Below are 19566 nucleotides of genomic sequence, written 5' to 3'. Positions count from 1 at the left end.
AGATAAGAATTGAAAAAACGGTCTGTTTTACTTACAGGAGCCACAGGATACCTGGGTAGTCATTTGGCTGAAGCCCTGGCTGATAAGCCGGATATTGAACTGAGATGTCTGGTGCGTCCCCGTGTGGACAGGAAGGATGATTTCCTGAAAAAACTCAATAACAATAATGTGATTTACGGTGACCTTCTCAGGCCGGATTCTTATGATAAAGCATTGAAAGGGACGGAAGTAGTTATTCATGCTGCTACTTTTGCCACACTCTATAATCATGCTGAAGAAGAGAAAAGATACTATTACGAACCAACAAAAGAGCTGATCGAAAGATGTGATGCCAAAGGGGTGCAAAGATTTATTTTTGCCGGTGCAGCGGGGGTTTTGGGTTTTGGGCTGCAGGATGCAAAAGAATCCCTGCCTCGAAGACCGTTATCCTTCTGGCCCCACCAGAATATCTTGATCAAAATTGAGGAACTCCTGGAGAGGCACCAGGGAGAGGGCAAGATGGAAACAGTAATTATTCGCCCCGGAATATTTATTGGGGAAGGGGGTGGAGACCATTCAATGGTTATAGGGCTTGCCGAAGGTCTGAAGAAAAAACAGTTGCCTTATATTCAGGGGGGGAAGGCTGTTATATCCGTTGTTTCTCTTAAGGATGTGGCTGAGGCCTTTTATCTTTCTGTAAAATCCAGGAATGCTGCCGGACAGATATATCATATTTCATCAGACAAGAAGGTAACCATGAAGGATATCATTGATTTTATTGCTGATGAGCTGAATTATGAAAGGCCCGCAAGGAATATCCCATTTTCAATTGCAAAGACAATGGGTTTTTTAATGGAGATCGGGCATCGTTTTACAAAAAAGGAACCTGCACTGTGTAGAACCATGGCCTTTATGAGCGGAAAAGGTCTCCATCTTTCTATTGACAAGGCTGTAAAGGAGCTCGGGTTTGCCCCAAAGTGTACATGGCAGGATGCCCTAAAAAAAACACTCAGGTGGTATAAGGAGGAGTATCGGTAATGGCAAGGGTACTTCAAACAGAAGGACAGACAGGACTTTCAGAGACCTGTTAGAGCAATCTCTCAGCGTTATCTTCAGCCGGAAGTAATTGGCACTTGACTTTTGAGAACAAAAGATGCCATTCTTTATCAGGAATAATAATTAAGAGCATTCAGGAATAAGGAAGTTTCAGGAGTTTTTGTCACAAGTAGGGCCACAAAGACTTTGTGCTTTGTGGCCTTTTTTATTAAGGACTGGATTCCTCAGGGATTTGGTTTATTAAGCACTAAGTAAGGAGGTAAATCAGTATGGCAAACGGAACGGTAAAATGGTTCAACGAGTCCAAGGGGTTTGGTTTCATAACCCAGGATGATGGTGCCGATGTTTTTGCGCACTATTCCGAGATTCAGGGCGATGGTTTCAAGAGCCTGGCCGAAGGCGACGTAGTAAGCTTTGATGTCGTTGAAGGCGATAAGGGCCCTAAGGCAACAAACATCGAAAAACTGTAAATCCGGAAAGCAGGCCCCGGGTAAAGGGGCCTGCTTTTTCAATAGGCCGCTAAATCTTCTTGCTTCTCGATCTTGGAACACTCTTTGGTAAATTGGTTGTTGAAATTTCACTTTAGTAACTGCTGTTTAGAAAATAGATATTCAGAATTTTTAATGTTTAGAAAAATTAATTAATTCAGGTGAGGCAACTATGGTAATGCGTTCTCCCATGTACAAGAACAATAAGCGGAAAAAAGAATTGATGCGACAGAAAAAACAGGAAGAGAAAAGACTGAGACGCCAGAATAGCGCCAAGGATACTCCTCAGGAAGCTGAAGGACCGGAGACGACAAATAGTGAGCCGGAATCATCTGGAGAAACACCTGAAGTAACGGGTAGTACAGAGGATTAACCGGTTTTGTAGAAATGATAATAACTTTCAATTCGGTATTTAAAAGGTTTAAAAGTGAAAAACATGACAAATAGTTACACAGCAGGTGGACATATTGAGGCATGGTGTACAAAGTGCAGGCTGGAACTGGGCCATACAATTGTTGCCATGGTCGCTAATTCCCCCAAAAAAGTTAAATGCAATACCTGTAATTCGCAACACAACTTTCGCGCTAAACCATCTGAAAAAAAGCGGATAAAGTCGAAAAAATCACCTCAAAAAGTTAAAGTTCAGGAAATAAATTACAACGAGTGTATATCCCGATTAACAGACAGTGAGCTTTCCAATGCCAAAAAATACAGGACAGAAGGAAGTTTTGAAAAAAATGAGATAATAAACCATCCCAGGTTTGGAATCGGAATAGTTTCATCTGTAATTCAGATCAATAAAATAGAAATTCTCTTTAAGGATGGTCCCAGGCTGCTTGTTCAGAACAGGGAATCAGGTCTTGGAGTTTAGCTCTTCATCTGCACTGGCCTTTGCAGCCCGTGGATGCCCGGAAAACAGCCAGTTCTTCCTCCCCACCACAAAGGGATGGAAAAGGCGTTCTCTGTCAGGTTGTCCTCCTGAGTCATCGCTATATTCATCATCCAAGTGCCCTCACACATGCTTACCGGAAAGGCATTAAAAACTATAGTTTACAACCATCATCAATTCTTCAAGATTATTTAATTGTGCTGGAGCAATCACTACTTCAAATGATGTATCCAGGTCAATATTCGCATTATTTCCCCGGCAAAGCTTCCATTCATCTATTCTGGCAAGATTAGTAGCCGTCCCCTTAATACTGATTAAAAAGGTGGCTGGATTATTCTTGACCTTTACCACAAACATCACATTTTCTATGGCAGCATCAATGGTTTGAGCCATGTAAGGCAACCTTGACTTATCAATTTTTAAATCTACAGTTCCGTTCTTTTTGAGCAAATGCCACTCATTGGGCAAGTCATGTTTCATATTCAAGGCGATATGCATTCCCGTTTGATTAAGCTGTTCCTTGATTGCAGCGAGGCGAGTTTTTAATGAAGTTTCAGCTAATCCGAGCAGTGCCGAGCCGCCTTCTCTGGCTGTATATTTTACATGAACAATAACATCTGAAATCGTATTGTAATCAAACTGACGCACTTCTTTTGGAAGTTCTAATCTCCAACTGCTAATGGCTCCGGTGCCTTCAAAAGGCAAGTAGCGTTCATCCCGGAAATTCAGTTCGAACATGCCGCTGTCGTTTTGGGCATTGCTGGCAGCAATAGATTGAATAGCTCCGACATTGTAAACAAAACGCTCATCATTGCCGTGGTCTTCGAGATATCCGGTTGTGGCAAGATTATCAGGATTTGTGTTTTTTCTATACCTGTTGTTAACCAAGGAGAGTTTGGCGCTTATCGATGTATAAGGCCCGGCTACACAAGGCAAACTGATACTCACGGATTTTATCCTTCTGAAGTATTGCCCAGGATGGTCCATATCATACAAAACCTCCGGCACTTCAAAATCACTTACCCCTGTTGCTCTCAGTTTTACCAATGCCAACGGATCTAACATGGAAAGAGAAATATGTTTGGTCATCTCATATTCCCGTTTGTTCTTATCTAAATAGCTCGTTTCCATTCGCTTGATGTCGTAGATGAGATGGTCTGCACTCTGCAAGCCTTTCTTCATGCTGTCCCAGTAGCCATAAGAGATAAAAGAATCATCATTCCCCAATTCAAAACGATAGCTCCGCTCTGCTTTCTTGGCAAAATCGTGCGCCAATTGATAAGCCCGGAAATATACAGAACTGATTTGCCCGATCATCCAATCATACAATTCTTTATTGGTGAATTTGGTACGCATAAATTCATCGGTCTTTTTGGCATTGTCAATTTGCAGTTCATGATTATTCAAATCTGTTTCTGATAGTTCTTTGCGAATTTCTGCTGCGACAATCTGCTTGTCGATTTGATCCAATTCTTTTTTAGCCAGGCGTTCTTGTAGTTTCCAATCATCAAATCTTCTTTCATATCCTCCTAAAATAGACGCTCTCCCAGCTTCATAAGATGCTGCAGTACTAAAAATATTTAAAACATCTGATGCTGACTTTGCTGCACCCAGCAAATTAAGACCACCCCATTGTACTACTACATGAGGGCTTCCTCCGAATCCAGAAGCTCCACCTACAAGATCAGGAATTAAAGCGACTACCCCTGCCAATGTTTGAGTTATTTGAGATGCCATTTGAAAGTCATGAGACTCACTTAACTTATCAAGATTCAATTGCTCTTTCGAAATTATCTTTTCAATGTTCGAATAGTATTTATTCCTTTCTTCCGTAACCGCCTTCGTCCTTTTCAGAATCTCAATCTGTTCCTTAGCTTCCTTAATTTGTAGAAGCTTCATATCTTTTACCGCATTGAGTACCTTAATCTCCAATTCACTACGCAACAAAGACACGGCTTCGGCATCTTTCTTTTCCAAGGCCTGCAATAATGAACTGCCAAGACCTCTGACTTCCTGGGCCAATTCAGTTGCTTTTTGAGAAAGCACATTAAAACGATAATAAGGCGTAGGAGCATTTATGCCTGCCAGGATGGATGAAATATCAAGCCCTGCCGCCGCAGCCCGCACCAACATGCCCGGATCAATAGGCGGCGCAAACAGGGCCAGGGTGCGTTCAACACCGTCAATGTTTTGGCAATGCCTAACCTTAAATAAGCGGTCAGCTATTCGATCCCAATACTCCAGCATTTTGTCGTTTTGCGGAATGCAGAAATAAAGCATGGATAAAGTAACCGGGCCCGGCGGCAATTCCGCACCACCTTCAGGCAATGCTGAGAAATCAGGTAAAATATTTTCCAAATCAATTAATGCGTTGCCAAAGGCATCTAATTTAGCCTCCATCTGGTTATAGGTTTCATACGGAGACTTAATAGTCGGAGGAATAGTACGCGGTTTTGGTCCTAATAATTTATCAGCCAAAATATACATCTGTGTAGCCTGGATAATGGACTCCATCGTATCCTGGCGGAACAAATAATCTCCCCACTCTGTAAGGTTGTCAATGTACTTCATCAACAATGCTTTTTGGTAGGCTACAGGCCTGAAACGTGCTACTACATGCGGTTTGAAAGGCTTGTTTCTCCATTGCTCAATGGCAAATTCAAGTTCTTTTCTTTCAGATGTATTGGGGTCGGCAATTTTATAGAGCAAGGTATCAATTCGCTGATTGACATAATCGTTATCCTGAGTCAAATAAAATGGTTTAGTTACCCAGTATTTTTGCGGTGTGCTTCCCTCCAATGCCCCGGTTGGATTAAACATATAGTGAAACCAGGTCATCGCTTCTTCAAAGCGTTGATTTTTGGTGAGTCGGGTAGCCAATAAAAACGGAACGTGGAAGAATAACTCCCAATTATAGACGCTGTAACTTCCATCACTGCTGAAATCCAAATCCTCAACCGGATAGGACAATGGAACAATTGGGCTTGGCAGATAATACATATTAAAATTGAAAGGAGCAGTTTGCATCTGAGTCTCCCTTCTCATTAACTCAGAAATTCCATGTTTGTATAGTGTGGTTCTCAGCTGGCAGACCAATGGATAGTACATATTTTTGAACTGCTCCCCATATTTCAATCCGCCATATACTTTTAGCTCGTCCACAATTTTTTGGAAATCATCAAGCAGCTCTTTGGTTTTATCTTCTGTTGGGTCGGATTGATATAGAACAATCTTTTTAATGAAGGCTGCAACATCCTCAATAAGCTGCATCACATCCGAGCCGGTTCTTTTAACATAGACTTCATCTCCACTATTTTCGTCCTTTTCTATATTATAGAACCCTGGAATAATCACATAGGCATGAATGCTGTCTTCTTTAAAGTAAGGGAGTAATGTGCCAAGAGGTATTTTAATTGATCGGTAATTTCGGTCTTTCCCTGAAAAATACAAATGAAGCAATTCTAAAATTAAGGCCACAAAGTCAATTTTGGTAAATTGGTGAGGATACGTGAGCCTGAAAAAACCAGGTGTTTTACTCAGTATTTCATCAAATGGCATATTTGCTAAAATAGAATGGACACTCAAAACAGACAGATCATTAGTCAAGTCTAATGCCTGTTCCTTGTAACGCTGATCGATCAATTTTGTATCGCTAAACTTGGGGATAAAGTCCAAAGTGAAAGGTTTAGCCGGTGCCAGTTCAGGATAACCCTTACAGCCTGTTATATCAAAAGCGCCGGATAATACTTCATCGTCGACGGGCTGGGTCTCAAACTCATTATAATAAACTGATTTTTTAATTGTATTGAATACCACGACTTGCTGGGCAAATTCATTGTAAAAAAGTTTTAAATTACCCCTCGGTATATCCTCATCCGTATAAATCGGATTGTTGGGGTCCGCATCCGGAGGTGTTTTAATCGCATCCTTCGATATCTTTTTCGGCTGCCATTTCTTATTGGCAAACTCACTGAACGCCAGTTGTATTTTCAGTTTTTTTCTTGGCTTATCAACAGGCTGTTCGGTTGGGTCACTTTGGTTCGGAAGGGTTGCGCCCTGTCCAGGATCAGGCTCTTCACTAAATACAGGCCATGCCAGACTCAGGCGGTTATTGCGGACAAAGGCTAACAGGTGGTCTCCTGTAATATCCAATTCTACTTTCTCCCATGGCGTCCAGTATCTCTCCTGTTCAAATCTTCTGTAGTAATAAATGGCCGGGTCTCCGCCTTTGGTTCGGGCAAAGACATGCATGGTTTTAATATCCGACTGGTACCAGGTCGCTACCACTTCAAGGAATGCAATATTGTCTAATTTTTCAAGATACCTGATCAATGCTTCTTCAGCTGTAAATTCAGTAAGTTCGTTCTGCAGTAACTCATTTTCCAGTTCTGTAAACAAGAAGGACTTGTCATCTCTGAGCTCCGCCTCAATCCAGTTTTCGGGATATAAGAACACCTTGCGGTTGGCTTCCCATACACGGTAATTTTTCATCCACTTCCATTGCTCCCAGCTTCTATCGTTGTCTACGTCGGCTGCCGCTTTAGATTCCAACCCCATCAGGCAGCGCTGCACAAAAAGCTGAATGGTTCCATGCGCCTGTACAATCCTGGAAGAAGGCATGCAGGCTTCCATTTCAACATCTACCAGGAAAAAATCATACAAATAGTTCTCGTCTTTCATTTCTGGATTCGCAGCCAAAAGATAAGCCACTAAAGCGTCTCTTTTTTGAGGACGGATAGCATCCATGATTTCCTTGAGTGTGCCCAGCCATGTATCTTCGTCATATCGTGCTTTCAGTGCAGTACGCAGAAGATTTGTATCAGCACTTGTTAATACCGGTTTGATATATTCCTTGACCTGGGCAACGGTTGAACCTAACTTTCTTAGATGTTCGGTACAATCGCTTATAGATTTCCATGTTTTTACATATCTATACTTGCTAAGGTCAAATACCGGTAAAAAATGGGCATCAATTGCATCCACATCTTCCTTGTTGTATCCTGTCAATAATGAAAATGCCTCCAGAAATTGAAGTCGGGTAGCAGCGCCAGCGGGTAAGAGCATTTCTGCAATGGTGAGAAAAGTGATTGGCGATTCTGCATCTGCAGGGTTGGGCACAGGTGTCAATTGTTTTGATAGCTCAATAATTTCTACAAAAGCGGCATATTTGCCATAATCAATCGCTATCTGTCCTGCTTCATACGGAATGTCATCCAACATAAGCCATCCCAATGCTGTATTATTTTCAAAGAACCAGGCTACCTCCTGATTGCCCAATTTAAAAGCGTTTACCAAAGGGAATAACTTATGCAGCAGCCGGATAGCACGATACTGATCAGCAAAAGCAGCGCTGGCAATGACCGGCAAAACAGGAATTGTATGTGTAATATCTACATCAATAAGGGTATCTGAAAGCAGGATATCCGATAGGGGGCTGGTCCCTGGGGCAGGCTGTTTTAATATGGCATATTCCAAAACAATCTTCACCAGTTCTGAATCTGCCTTAAAAGTAGTAGAGAGGCTTTGCTCAAGAATGGATAGCTTACCAAAATGAAACTGATAATCTGCTATGGCATCTAAGAAGGCTTTGACTAAATCCTTCTGTTCATTGCTGATATCAGGGCCGGGTGCTGCTGCTAAAGCATCAATGCTTGTTTTAAGAGTTGCTGTATCAAATAAGCCGTTTAGTTTGTCATCCGTAAATGTCTTTGCATCATTTGCCGATGTCCAGCCCCTGTCAATGAATTTAATAAATATTTTTACATCTTCTTCTCCAATGCCTCTCAGTTTGGATAACGCAGTTTGCAATCTTTCTTTCTGCTCGTCGGCAGATAAATTGACATCAAAAGGAGACTTGTTTGCAGTAAAATTACTCTGGTAATCCTTTTGTAATTTCTCCAGTATTTGGGTAATCTTATCATCTTTGATTTCCCGGTCAGCAAGATTGGTCGCTTCATGTCGGAGCATGAATTTTACATCCGCTGTTTTTAAAGGAGATTTTTTAAAATCAGCAACTGCTTCTACAAATTCCAATGTCTTTTCGGGCGAATCGGATATGTTCAGTCCGGTGAGTTCGGTAAGTATTAAGAAATCATCTGTCTTAAGCTTCAGTTTCTTTATCAATCTTGATGCGGCAAACAGGTAGCTTAGATTGGTGAATTTGTTTGGATTGTTAACACCAAATGTAGGTGAGCCATAGGTTGTAATGTTTCCTGCAAGTGCTATTTTATCAAAATCCTGTTCTGATAATTGCAGACAAACCGATAAGCTATTTTTGACATCATTTAGCAATTCCGAACCGGTTTTTTCTTCAGGTAACAGCAGCAGGTCATCAATAAACCCATTTTTTGCTTTGTTTAAGAATACCTGATGATATAGAGGTTTTGGAGCATCATCTTTCAATGTTTGGTGTGGAATATCACCATAAAAGCCTATCAACTCTTCTATTTTAATGCTTGTTTCTTCGGAAATCCTTGCTAAGTCTGCTGCTTTGATTAAGCATGTATCATTGAGTTGCCCATTGCCAAGGTTAGCTTGTGAAATGATTTCATTCAATACCTCCAATTTCCAGCCCGTTTTCTTTTGCAGCATCAAAAAACGATGAATTCGATCTAATGCCGCATAGTCCAGATTGGCAATATCTTTTTTTGTTGTATCACACGAAATAATCGGTTTATCTACTGTAGGGTCATCATAATGATGTTCCATGAAGATATTTCCAGAAGGATCAATAAATTTTAAAGAAAGCAATAAATCCAGTTCTTTATAAGTCAATCCTGTTTTCGTAAGGAAGTGATCAACCACCTTCATGTAATCTACCACATTCCCAGAAACAACAGGCGTGCCCCACTGAGCCGGAGCATTCCAATATAATTGCTGGTCAACTAGGCTGGCCTTAGGTGTAACAATCAATTTCCTTTCCGCATTCGTCAATCCCAACTTCTCCGCAGCGATTGCTTCATCAGCCGGATTTCCTGCTGATTGAAAATCCGCCATCAAAGTATGGCGTTCTATACCAAATCGCATGAAATAGGCTTTAGCTTCGGTATGGTTTAAATCAAATGGAAGTTTGAAAGCGTAAGCATTATTCCGCAAAGTATCATAAGCTTTGGCATTCACATACTCAGGCGCTGCTGCTAATTCTTCGGCAGAAGAAAGGGTTTGTCGCAACCGGAATACTTTATAATTATTTCCTCCGGTGTTGATGATTTTGCAAACCGCTTTTTTGTCCCTCAAATAATGGGGCTTATAAGGTGGCGTTTCGGGTGCGTTTACAGTTGTCGCTTCTTCAGTACGGTAAATTTGTGCCTGATCTGTTACTGGCATACCATCTGTTTGCAGTGCTGCAAGCAAAGCAGTTGAAATTTTTCCCGTTAAAGGGTCCGCTCCGTCAGAGAGTAAACCAGTATAAAAGATACCTGCATCCGGTGCCACCGCTTCTTCTAATAATTCACACACCAGGTCAATGTAAGGCACAGGTGTATTGGCGTTTTCGCATCCCAAATCAATTTCGCCTAAATCGGGCCTGCGTTCAAACAATACATCTTTGGCAAGATTGGTGGTTACATGTGGGGTTACCGTAAGGTTAGTAACGCTCCTCTTATCCAAAAACTGTAGTATCTCTACCAGATATGCTGCCGGGCTATACACCGAACGGCAATGTTCGCAGGCACAGGTATCGGTAAGTTTGAACAGCGACTTTAGATTAGGAAAATCTCTGCTTACCGCTTCCAACTTCATGGCAAGAGATTTCATTTCTAAAGCCGGGACATCCATCGCACGCATGGTGTCTTGTAGTTCACCAACTATGAGCATGGCAGCTGTATTGGTTCTTTCTGCCCTTCTGAAAATGGCTTCGGCTTCTTTTGTTTCAATACCGGCTTTTGGGGCTATTTCTTTTACAAAGCGGGTTTCGCCTATAGCAGCAATGCTTTGTGCAGAATGTATATTCTGTTTTAGAAGAGCATTGGTTTTACTGTAGTGAGGAACTAATTTAAAAACGCGCTGTACGGATTTTAATTCTTCCCGCATGGCTTCATTTTTCTTTGCAGCAAGTTTTTTCTTTTTCAGGAAAAGATCTATGTTGCTGTGCTGCAAATCAAAATCATCATGCATAGTAAGAAATTCAGTGATTTCTTTGTGGTTTTTTAAAATAATGTTCTTCTTTTTTTCCCTTGCTAATTGAGCTGAAAACGCAATTGTCGGGAATTCTTTTTCCATTTTACGAACCAAAGAAGAGGCATGTAAATCAATCAGTTTTTTGTCTATTGGCTTACCAGCCAAATTTATTTTAGCAGCAGATTTTGTAAGAACCTCTTTCCAGCCGGCTTTGTTCAAAACCGCCAGCTTCCTTACATCTTCCGTTTTTCTGATTTTTTGAGATTCCTTTACCTGGGATATGATTGCTTCATCAAAACCTAATAACTCACCCAATGCAATGGATGCTTTTGCTTCTTTTGCTTTTTCATCGCTTTTGAAAAAGGAATCGTCAGTAACTTTTTTGAGAAAAACATTCAGGTCATTTTTATTTTCCTGGAAGAGTTTGCCTATTTCGCTGATTTTATCTTCCAGCACAAAGCGGCTGATGATGTTAAGCACTTTACGGGGATGCTCATTTTTATAGTATTCTTCCGCCTTCTTTCTGTATTGTTGCAATTGCTCCACATTTCGTTTGCATTCTTTGGCTACTTTGGAAGAGACAATCATTTCTTTCACGGCAGCTTCCACATCGCGCTGAATGGTTTTTGGGTCCGCCAATGCCACATCATAGAGCAATGGTTGTATCTCTGTGTTGATATCAATCATCAACCTTGCATGGAATGATTTGGCAAAGTCGTTCTTAAGCAAGGTGTTTTTCCTGAGCAGGGCATAGAAAAAGGCAGCATCAATTTTAGATGCCTCACTCAAGCGGTGGGCTACCACCAAATGTTCTATTTTTTCCGCAGGTATTTCAGCTTCTCTGGAGAGGAAACTGATGTCTCTGTGTTGTTCATTTTCCTGCAAATCGGTGATGGCGACTTTATTGGCAAGGAAACCAACCTCTTTTAAGATATGGTCATACTCCACCACTTCAGGCTTAATAGCCGTCTTAATAGTAATGTTGATCTCTTCCCTTGGCGAAGCATTAAACCTTACCGCATCCACGTCTGACGCAAAAAGCAGTGTTCTCTTTTTCCGTGTCAAAACCTTAATGGCAATATCCGCTTCTTTTTTGCCCCTACCGCTTAACTGGCTGTGCAACCAGGTAATTTCGTATTTACCGTTCTTGTCGGTGATGCTTTCACCTAATAGTTCTTCGCTCCGCATATCCCTGTCATATGCTTGCACGATGAGATTTGCTAAAGGGCGGTTGAGTTTGTCTGTTACTCGACCGAGAACGAGGTTTGGTTTTTGTTTTTCTATTTGCTTTGCCATGGTATCTCCTTCGTATACTGAATTTCAGTATTATTTATTTGAATTCATTAATTCTATATTACTGCAACCAGGAGGGCAAAATATTTGCTAAACGCCACCCCAAGGTCTGAGTGTATGCAGGTCTAGATTCATCAAACACCCCAATGTTACGCATTACTGATGTAACGCCTTGATCAGCTAATGTGGCGGCATCAGCACCCATGCCGCTGATGCTATAGTCTCCATGCTGTCCTTCAGGACGCCTAATCCCTCGTGCACTATCAATCAAATCACTTGCTCCTGTCAAATCCATTAATCCACCAACAGCTTCATCACCTAACCGACCTAATGCGTATCCTCCCGCACCAGCGCCAGCAACAGCAGCAGCAGGACCTAATGCCGCAACTGATCCTGTTACCGCTGCTCCTGTGCTTGTAGCCCCTAATGCTGTCAAGCCTGAGCCTGTTAATGCAATTGTACCCACTCCGGAAGAGAAAAGGCCTGCCGAATTTGATATAATATTTCCTCCTCTTTCAAGCCCTGAACCTCCAGGCTCACCACTTGGTCGAGTGATTTCGTCATAAATACCTGCGGCATTGCTTATTACTCCCAGCGGAGCCAGGACCGCGCTGACTCTGCTCATCCCCATGGGGAGGTTGCTGCCAGCAACTGAACCGGAAGGACCCAATAGGCCTGGCGCTCTGGACACCGGGAAGGATAAAACATCTTCCGCTCTCAATGCTGTACCCCACCCTCTCATTCCACCTACTCTAATGAGTAGATTTCTAAATGTTGGCATATTGACTATGATTGGATTAACATTCTCAATTAATGCTGCCGTACCGCTCATAGCGTTATTGGTGGTTGCATTCCAGATAGGATTATCGAGGAGTTCCCACTCATCACCCCCCGATGATGTCCCTGATGAAAGCGAATCCGACGCTGTAGGGGAATTGGTTACTCCTGATCCTAATGCGGCAGGATTGTCTTGATTTGCATCTACCCAAACAGCCCAAACAACATCTTCAGGTTGGCCAGAATTTGCTCCCCTATAACTTTCAAAATCAGCAAAATTATTGGGATCTGTAGGATCACCAGAATTCACCTGTGTACCTTTTTGATCAATGTTAATTATAGGTTTATTTTGAGAATACCTATACAAATTTACCCCATCCCCCATCCCAATCGGGTCAGCGCTCAACCACCTTCCAAGCCAGGGCAGATAATATCGCGCGCTATGATACTCCAACCCTGTCTCCTCATCCCGCTCCATGCCGGTATATCTATAGCGCTTGGCAACAGATTTAATGGTTTCGTTTTTGGCCTGGTAGGCTGTTGTGCCAAATGGATGGTGTTCTTCGTAAGAGATGACCTGGGCCCCATTATCTAATTCTAAAGAAGTAGAAGCGAGATGGTTATGTAGCTGATATCGAACGAGATGTTTTTCTGTTCCATCATACACATCATTTCTGGTTTCAATCATCACGAAACGGTGTTGCTTATCCATCAGGCTTAGGCTGATTCGTTCCAACCCTGCATGAGTGCCACTATGTTTTTTATAGAGTTCGTATCCTGCTATATAAATTCGTTCTTCTTTTTTGGTTGGAGTAATGCCTGCATCGGCCTGGGTTTCGGTTATTTTTCTGATTCGTTGCCCTTGCCCATCGTATTGATAGTAAGTGGTTTCAGGTGTGCCGCCATCAGTACGTCTCTGGCGTATGGTTTTTATGAGTTCTTCTCTAAAGTTCCAGTCCATGTCTTCCAGATGCGGCATGGCAGTCATAAAGCCATGCTGAGCATGGTGTGGATAGGTATAAGTTTCTAAGCCTACCTGGGTATTAATCAACCTGTTATTTGCAACCTGGTAGTTGTAGTTTCTTGTCCAGCTGTTACCGGCTGCCTGGTGCCGCATTTGTAAAATATTCCCCACACCATCGTATTGGTATTGTTGTGTATAATTCCGCACAGCCATCGGATCGCCTGGATTCAAATGATGCATAAAAGCAGCATCGCTCCAATTGTCTTTGCTATCAAAAGAAAGTGGGGCATTGTTTTCCCTGCCTGTGGCTTCACCCAGTCGATATAGGGCATCGTAAGTGTAGGTAGAAACTCCCGTGATTTTTTGGTTATCAAAAAATACCACCGGAATGTTTTTGTCTTCAATATGGGTTATATTGCCTACTGGGTCGAAGGTATAATACCAATCTTGAAGCGGGTCGTTGTTTTGTCTTTTGGTTTCTAAACGTTTGAGCCGGAATGTCTCTTTATCGTAGTAAAATTTGGTAATGACATCATTGCCATAAATGATTTTATTACGCTGGCCTTTCTCATTGTAGTCAATGTCTTTGATGTAGGCAGTGGTAATGGCAGGATCGGCATGGGTAACGCTTTCGTTATTGAGCAATCCTGCTTCGTTGTACGAAGGGGTGATGATACTGCCATCAGGTGCGGTTTGCCGGGTAATTCTGCCGAGGGAGTCTGTTTCTGTAATAAAGGTATAGCTTTCGGCTTCAAGGTCTGTAAGCAGGTTAGCATCTATCCAGTTAGCTACGGCTTTATAGTTTTTGAATAACCTTCTGGTCGTTGACTTGGGTTGTCTTTTAAAATCGTATTCAGGCGTTTCTATTACCCCGCTGGTGTCGTAGTGTTTTACAACCTGGCCTTTGAGATTTTTTAGTTCTGGATCAGGTTCACTTTCCCCATAGAATATTCTGTCAAACACATTATCAAGCGGCGTATCACCATCCCCGCTTATTACTTTGCTTTGTATGGGACGGTGCAGGGTGTCATAGAAATATTGAAACTCATGGTTGCGTTCGTCCCAGGTGCGTAAAGGGTTTCCAAGAATATTGATGAGCAGCCAGCGTTGACCGGCATCCATGCTGTTTTGATATACTTTATTGCCCAGTATATCGTACTTGTATTGCATGACCACATTGCCCCGAGCATCGGTTACACGGCGTAGGTTACTTTCGGTATCAAGAGTTACTTTCGTGTGATAAAATTCATCGGCATCTGTGGCAATGTTCCTATTATGCTCAACAGATAATACCGACCTGCCCAAAGTATCGAAATGTTGTATAGCAGGTGTGCCGGCATGTTTGGCGGCTTTATCGGCTGCAACCTTTTCTCTACCGGGGTCTTTGCCTGCTGCTGTCAATTCAGCATCTATCAGGCGATTGGTGCGGTTATGATACCAGGAAGATTCCAATATCGTATCGTTGGGGTCATAGATGCTTTGCTTCCATGCATCAAATACGGTTTTGGAGAAAGTATTGTCAGGCATTTCAGTTTTGATAAGCCGCCCCATAGCATCGTAATGCAGGATGGGTGTAACCCCTGTTTCCACCAATTCTTTCAGGTCTTCGTATTGATGCGTTACCGAGAAATAAGGTTCGTATTGTTTTACGGCATTGCCTTTGTTGTTCAGTACCGTTCTGCCGTTGCCTATCCAGCGAAGCTGTTTTGGGATGAGAGTGGAAGTGTCAATTTCGGAAATGGCATATGTGTCATCAGGATTGACTGTCACTTGTTTGGCAAACCCGGGCTCTGCCTGTGCTTTTTTCATCACCACCTGTCCTAAGCCGTTGGAATATTCAAAACTGAGCTGGACAGGGGAATCGTTGTTTTTCTGAAAATGTTCTTCCCGGACAATGGAGGCAACCACTACCGGCTTGCCGGAATTTTTATACACATCAAAGTCATAGACAAATCGTGCAGTAGCGTGCTGCAATAAACTCTTACCATGCGTAACCAATACATCGGAAGCCGGTGCATTGAAGAAATCATTGACCAATGTATTTTCAGCAGGAGAAGAAAACTCATTCAATCCTGTGAGGTCATCGGCTTCATTGCCTTTGCCGAACACAGCCATAGCCTTCACCAAACCCAGTTCATCCAACAATGCTTCTGAAAAATTGTCATTAGGATCTTTCATTCTTTTCGGTGAAAGGGTGCGGAAATCGAAAAGGTCAACCAATGCCCTATTGCCTAATGTATCTTCTGTTTCTTCAATAAAAAGGAAGTAATTACTGTAATACTTCACCTGCGTTTTAGCGCCATAGGGATCGGTATAGGAGATAGGTGAGTAAAAGCGATTTTGAGCATCAGTTGCGGTTTCTACTCCTTCAATAAACTGAGTAGTTCCCGAACGGATCCACCAGTTGTCATCGCCCTCGCTGTGGGTGAATTTACCCTCCAGCATCAGGGCTGCATTTACCTTTGCGCCAAAAAGATCGGCAATAAGGGCAGGCGTATAAGCCAATTGATAGCTTTCAAAAGGGAGTCCTTTTGATTCTAACTGATATAAAGCTAAAGCTCCGGTGAGGTCATTTTTGCAAAATGTGGTTCGCATATGCTCAATCAATCTTTTTTGGGAAGTTCCCGGTGCAGGATTGGTTTCTGTTTGATGATAATCTACTTCATTAGCAGCAGATAAGATGTTCTCAAAATCACCGACTGTGTATAAAGGATTGGCTTTTGCCACACCTTTCAGTTCATAGGTTTTTACTTCTGAAGGCAGTCGCAGGCGGTATTCATTGTCAGTATCTATGTCATTAGTGAATTTATTCTGTACATAAGTAATCAGCGTTTTGTTCTGGGTTTCCTGTGTTTCTATGGGCAAAGAAGTATCCGCGATCATTCTCGGGTAAACCACCGAGGCGGATTCTAATACATTTCCATATTCATCTAATTTTATATTCAGGGTATGGGCAATTCGTGGGTCTTCTGTATTTCGCTCGTAGCTGTAGGTGATGGCTTCACTTTCTTTAACAACAAAAATAGCGTGTTTGTTTTGCCCTTTTGGCTGAAGTAGTTCTATGACACAGTTATGGGCAGCAACGGAATAGGGAGTTAATTCTTTCCGGCATTGAGCCGGCGTAGCGCTAACAAGCGGCGCATCCTTTGCAAAGACTTCCGAACGCAGGCCCATGCCTTTGCAGGCCCGCAAGGCTTCCCGCCATTCTTGTGCGCTGAGGTGGTCTATGATGGATACATCCAATCCCGGGGCAGCGAGAAGCCGTGCATCGGGCAAAGGCGTTTCATGGTTCACTACGGGAAAGCCCTCCCGATTCATTTCTTCATACCAGTATTCATGTGCAAACTGGTTGAGTATTTTTTCCCTGCTTAAAAATGCTCCGGTATGAAACCAGCTTTTGGTAATGACCGGTTCCTGGTGCAGTTCCCGGTCAACAATATTGCCGGCATCGCCTTTGACCCAATGCTCGAAATGTTCGGCATCTGTTTGTTCCACCATACCAAAGCCCCTGAATTCTCTTTCTGCATGGTCGTAATACCCGTGATGATATTTGTAAGAGCTGATGAAGCGGTAACCCGATATGGTATCTCTCGTTTCGGTTTTTGAGATGCAATGGACAGGGAAATGCAGTTTGGTAACCCATGGTTTGCCTGCAAGCTTGTCTTCAATGTAAAACCTGGTGGAAGGGGTATATTCCAGCGAAACCTCTTTGCCGAGATTGTTTTTGTAAGCAACCATGATATGCGGTTTCTTGCTGTTCATCAGGTCAATGTATTTCAAAGGAGCTTGAACATCTTTGGATAAATTGCTTGACCAAACGATACAAACTACGCCATTGCCTAACAGATCGGTAACCGTGATTTTAGCCTGGCTGTGTATTTCAGGGAAGTCAGCTATTTCAAAAGGCGTGACGCTGAATGCGTTTCCACTTAAATTCATCCAGCAGCTAAACTTGTTTTTTCCCAGATAAATGATGTCCGTAGTGCCGGAGCCGTCTATGTCTGCCAATCGCAAATAAGAGGGATTAAATGAATCGGGATGGTCAAAAACAGGGGCATGATCCATACCCACCTTTCTCCCAAATTTTCCGTAACCCAGATTAGGCCAGTAACATGCTTCTCCGTTTCTAATCCTTACTATATCCGTTAAGCCATCACCAGACATATCTGCCAGGAAAACGGTTTGTTCGGGGTCAGCAAATACAATATGCGGACCGGCTTCTTCATCGAAAGGCTTCACTGTTTTATTAGCAGTTTCAAATCCTTTTCTCCCTGCAGATTCATACCAGGTAAATACATGATCTTCTGTAATTAAGACCTCTGGTTTGCCATCCCCATTAAGATCAAGCATGCGGGCATTTGTATCTCCCATATTGATATTGGGTAGATTTTCAAAAGTCCGGAAAGCCTGCCACTCTTCTTCGTCGCTTAATTCGAAGTAACCTTTGGGTTCATTATTAAGATTTACTATCTGTTTACATCCATCCGCATCCAGATCCATCAATTGCAACTGTGAGCCAAGGCCTGCAAAGGAGGGTTTGGGTGAGACTAATTTGGCCTGTGTAAACTTACCATCACTTAAATTGTGTTTGTAAAACCAACCCTCACCCTGTTCGGTCAGTATGCCGGAAAGACCTTCATTGAATAAATCAGTGAATTGATATTGTGCTCCATCCAATCCGGCTGGGGCATGTATCAAATCTTCCGCTGAAATGGTTTTTACTCCCTTATTCCAATCGTGTTTTTGATATTCAAACTCGTTTGGAGGAAGGTTTTTATGGGTATACGTTCCATCGGCCTGTTTAATGTATCCGAAAAAAGTCATGGAGGTTAGGAATGTGAAATCTTTTTCCGTAGTGGTATCGTAATTAAAATCTACAGATTTTATTAAAGCTGAACCTCCGGGTAATTCACTGAAATAATGAAAAAGCAGGACCCTTTTACACAACCGGGCAGTGCGGATTTCAAAACCCGCTTTATATTCTGAAAAAGCATCTTTTCGAAAGTTCCAGGCATTTGTTATATCGTAAGGAGCATTTGTATTGTATTCACCATAGTCAAATATCGTTTGGAAAAAATAATCTGTTACAGGAGGAAAGGGGTCGTTGAAAATTTTGTAAGGGGTTTTATTGCCGTATAAAACCTTTTCTAAATATAAATTGGTGTATGTGATGTTTCCGCTTTCAAAGCGGTTACGATTATGTATGAGTGAGTCATCAAAACCTGCACTATCCTCTTTCTTATAAATATATTGGGAGCAATTACCTTTGTCATCAAAGACGAATTCAGGCAGCCATTCGAATATTTTGCCTGCATCTTTCGGGTCGGAAATTCTGGATGCAGAGCTCCAGCCAAAAAGTGTCGTTACGTTCTCTTTCGTAATTACCCGCCATTTAATCTCTTGTGATGTTTTGCCTGACCACCGCTCAATCCGGGCAAATAAACCTTCAATTCTGGGTTTATAGAATCGAATAGTAAATATGCCGTCTGCTGAATCTTTTTCCTTAATTATGTAGTTCCCATCCGGATCCTTGCTAAAACTGCCATCTGCTTCTTTTCTGAATTCCGGAACGAGGTCTTCAGCCTCAGAAAAAAGGAAGGTATCTGAATCCGTTTCATCCATATACCGGGGGAGTTTTTTGTCGGTTTTACGTTTTATAGCTGGCAAACTCAACGCCCACCCTAAACCAAAAACACCATTTCCGGCACCGGAATTATAAGACAACCCTAATGCAGGTGAAGCACCCCGGGCAGGAGAGAAAGGAAGGGGTACGGAAAAAGAAGCTGTACCATTTACCGCATTCACGGAAAACTTCTCATCAATCCCCCGGATTGCTCCACCACCCTTTGGCAAAGAAATGGATGGAATCTCAATCGCATTGGATTTTGTCTTTCCTCCATCCGGCTTGAGGAATTGGGAAGATGAGTTTGGGTTTTCTGTTTCTTTGTTCATTTTATTTCCTGTTTATTTTGTCTGTCTATATAATTGTTTCCGTAAGTTGT

The 19566-nt window shown here is 42.3% G+C and carries 7 protein-coding genes; 4 read left to right on the top strand and 3 right to left on the bottom strand.

The genetic code is table 11. The features are described from left to right. The first annotated feature begins 9 nt into the window (after window positions 1-9). From VST71_10235 to VST71_10220, 4 genes are all read left to right on the top strand, one after another. On the top strand, window positions 10-1017 hold the full coding sequence (locus VST71_10235; protein ID MEC4686094.1) for an NAD-dependent epimerase/dehydratase family protein: 1008 nt from the start codon (window positions 10-12) through the stop codon (window positions 1015-1017). 287 nt (window positions 1018-1304) lie between these two features. Further along, complete coding sequence (locus VST71_10230) at window positions 1305-1505, top strand: cold-shock protein (protein ID MEC4686093.1); 201 nt, start codon at window positions 1305-1307, stop codon at window positions 1503-1505. 190 nt (window positions 1506-1695) lie between these two features. Continuing rightward, a complete protein-coding gene (locus VST71_10225; protein ID MEC4686092.1) occupies window positions 1696-1896 on the top strand; it encodes a hypothetical protein in 201 nt (66 codons plus the stop codon). A gap of 54 nt (window positions 1897-1950) precedes the next feature. Beyond that, window positions 1951-2394, top strand: coding sequence for a hypothetical protein (locus VST71_10220; protein MEC4686091.1), 444 nt, complete (start codon window positions 1951-1953; stop codon window positions 2392-2394). On the opposite strand, the gene VST71_10215 is transcribed toward VST71_10220, so the two are convergent. From VST71_10215 to VST71_10205, 3 genes are read right to left on the bottom strand one after another with little or no spacing between them, the layout of a single operon-like run. Beyond that, entirely contained in the window at window positions 2377-2529 is a 153-nt protein-coding gene (locus VST71_10215; GenBank protein ID MEC4686090.1) for a hypothetical protein, read from the bottom strand. The two genes, VST71_10220 and VST71_10215, sit on opposite strands and share 18 nt — an antisense overlap. Window positions 2530-2559: 30 nt before the next feature. After that, a complete protein-coding gene (locus VST71_10210; protein MEC4686089.1) occupies window positions 2560-11826 on the bottom strand; it encodes a neuraminidase-like domain-containing protein in 9267 nt (3088 codons plus the stop codon). A gap of 58 nt (window positions 11827-11884) precedes the next feature. Further along, window positions 11885-19516, bottom strand: coding sequence for a SpvB/TcaC N-terminal domain-containing protein (locus tag VST71_10205; protein ID MEC4686088.1), 7632 nt, complete (start codon window positions 19514-19516; stop codon window positions 11885-11887). Window positions 19517-19566 lie beyond the last annotated feature (50 nt).

This window comes from Nitrospirota bacterium (genome assembly GCA_035873375.1).
In the GTDB taxonomy this organism is placed as follows: Bacteria; Nitrospirota; Thermodesulfovibrionia; order Thermodesulfovibrionales; family JdFR-85; genus BMS3Bbin07.
This window is presented reverse-complemented; position numbering and strand designations above follow the sequence as displayed.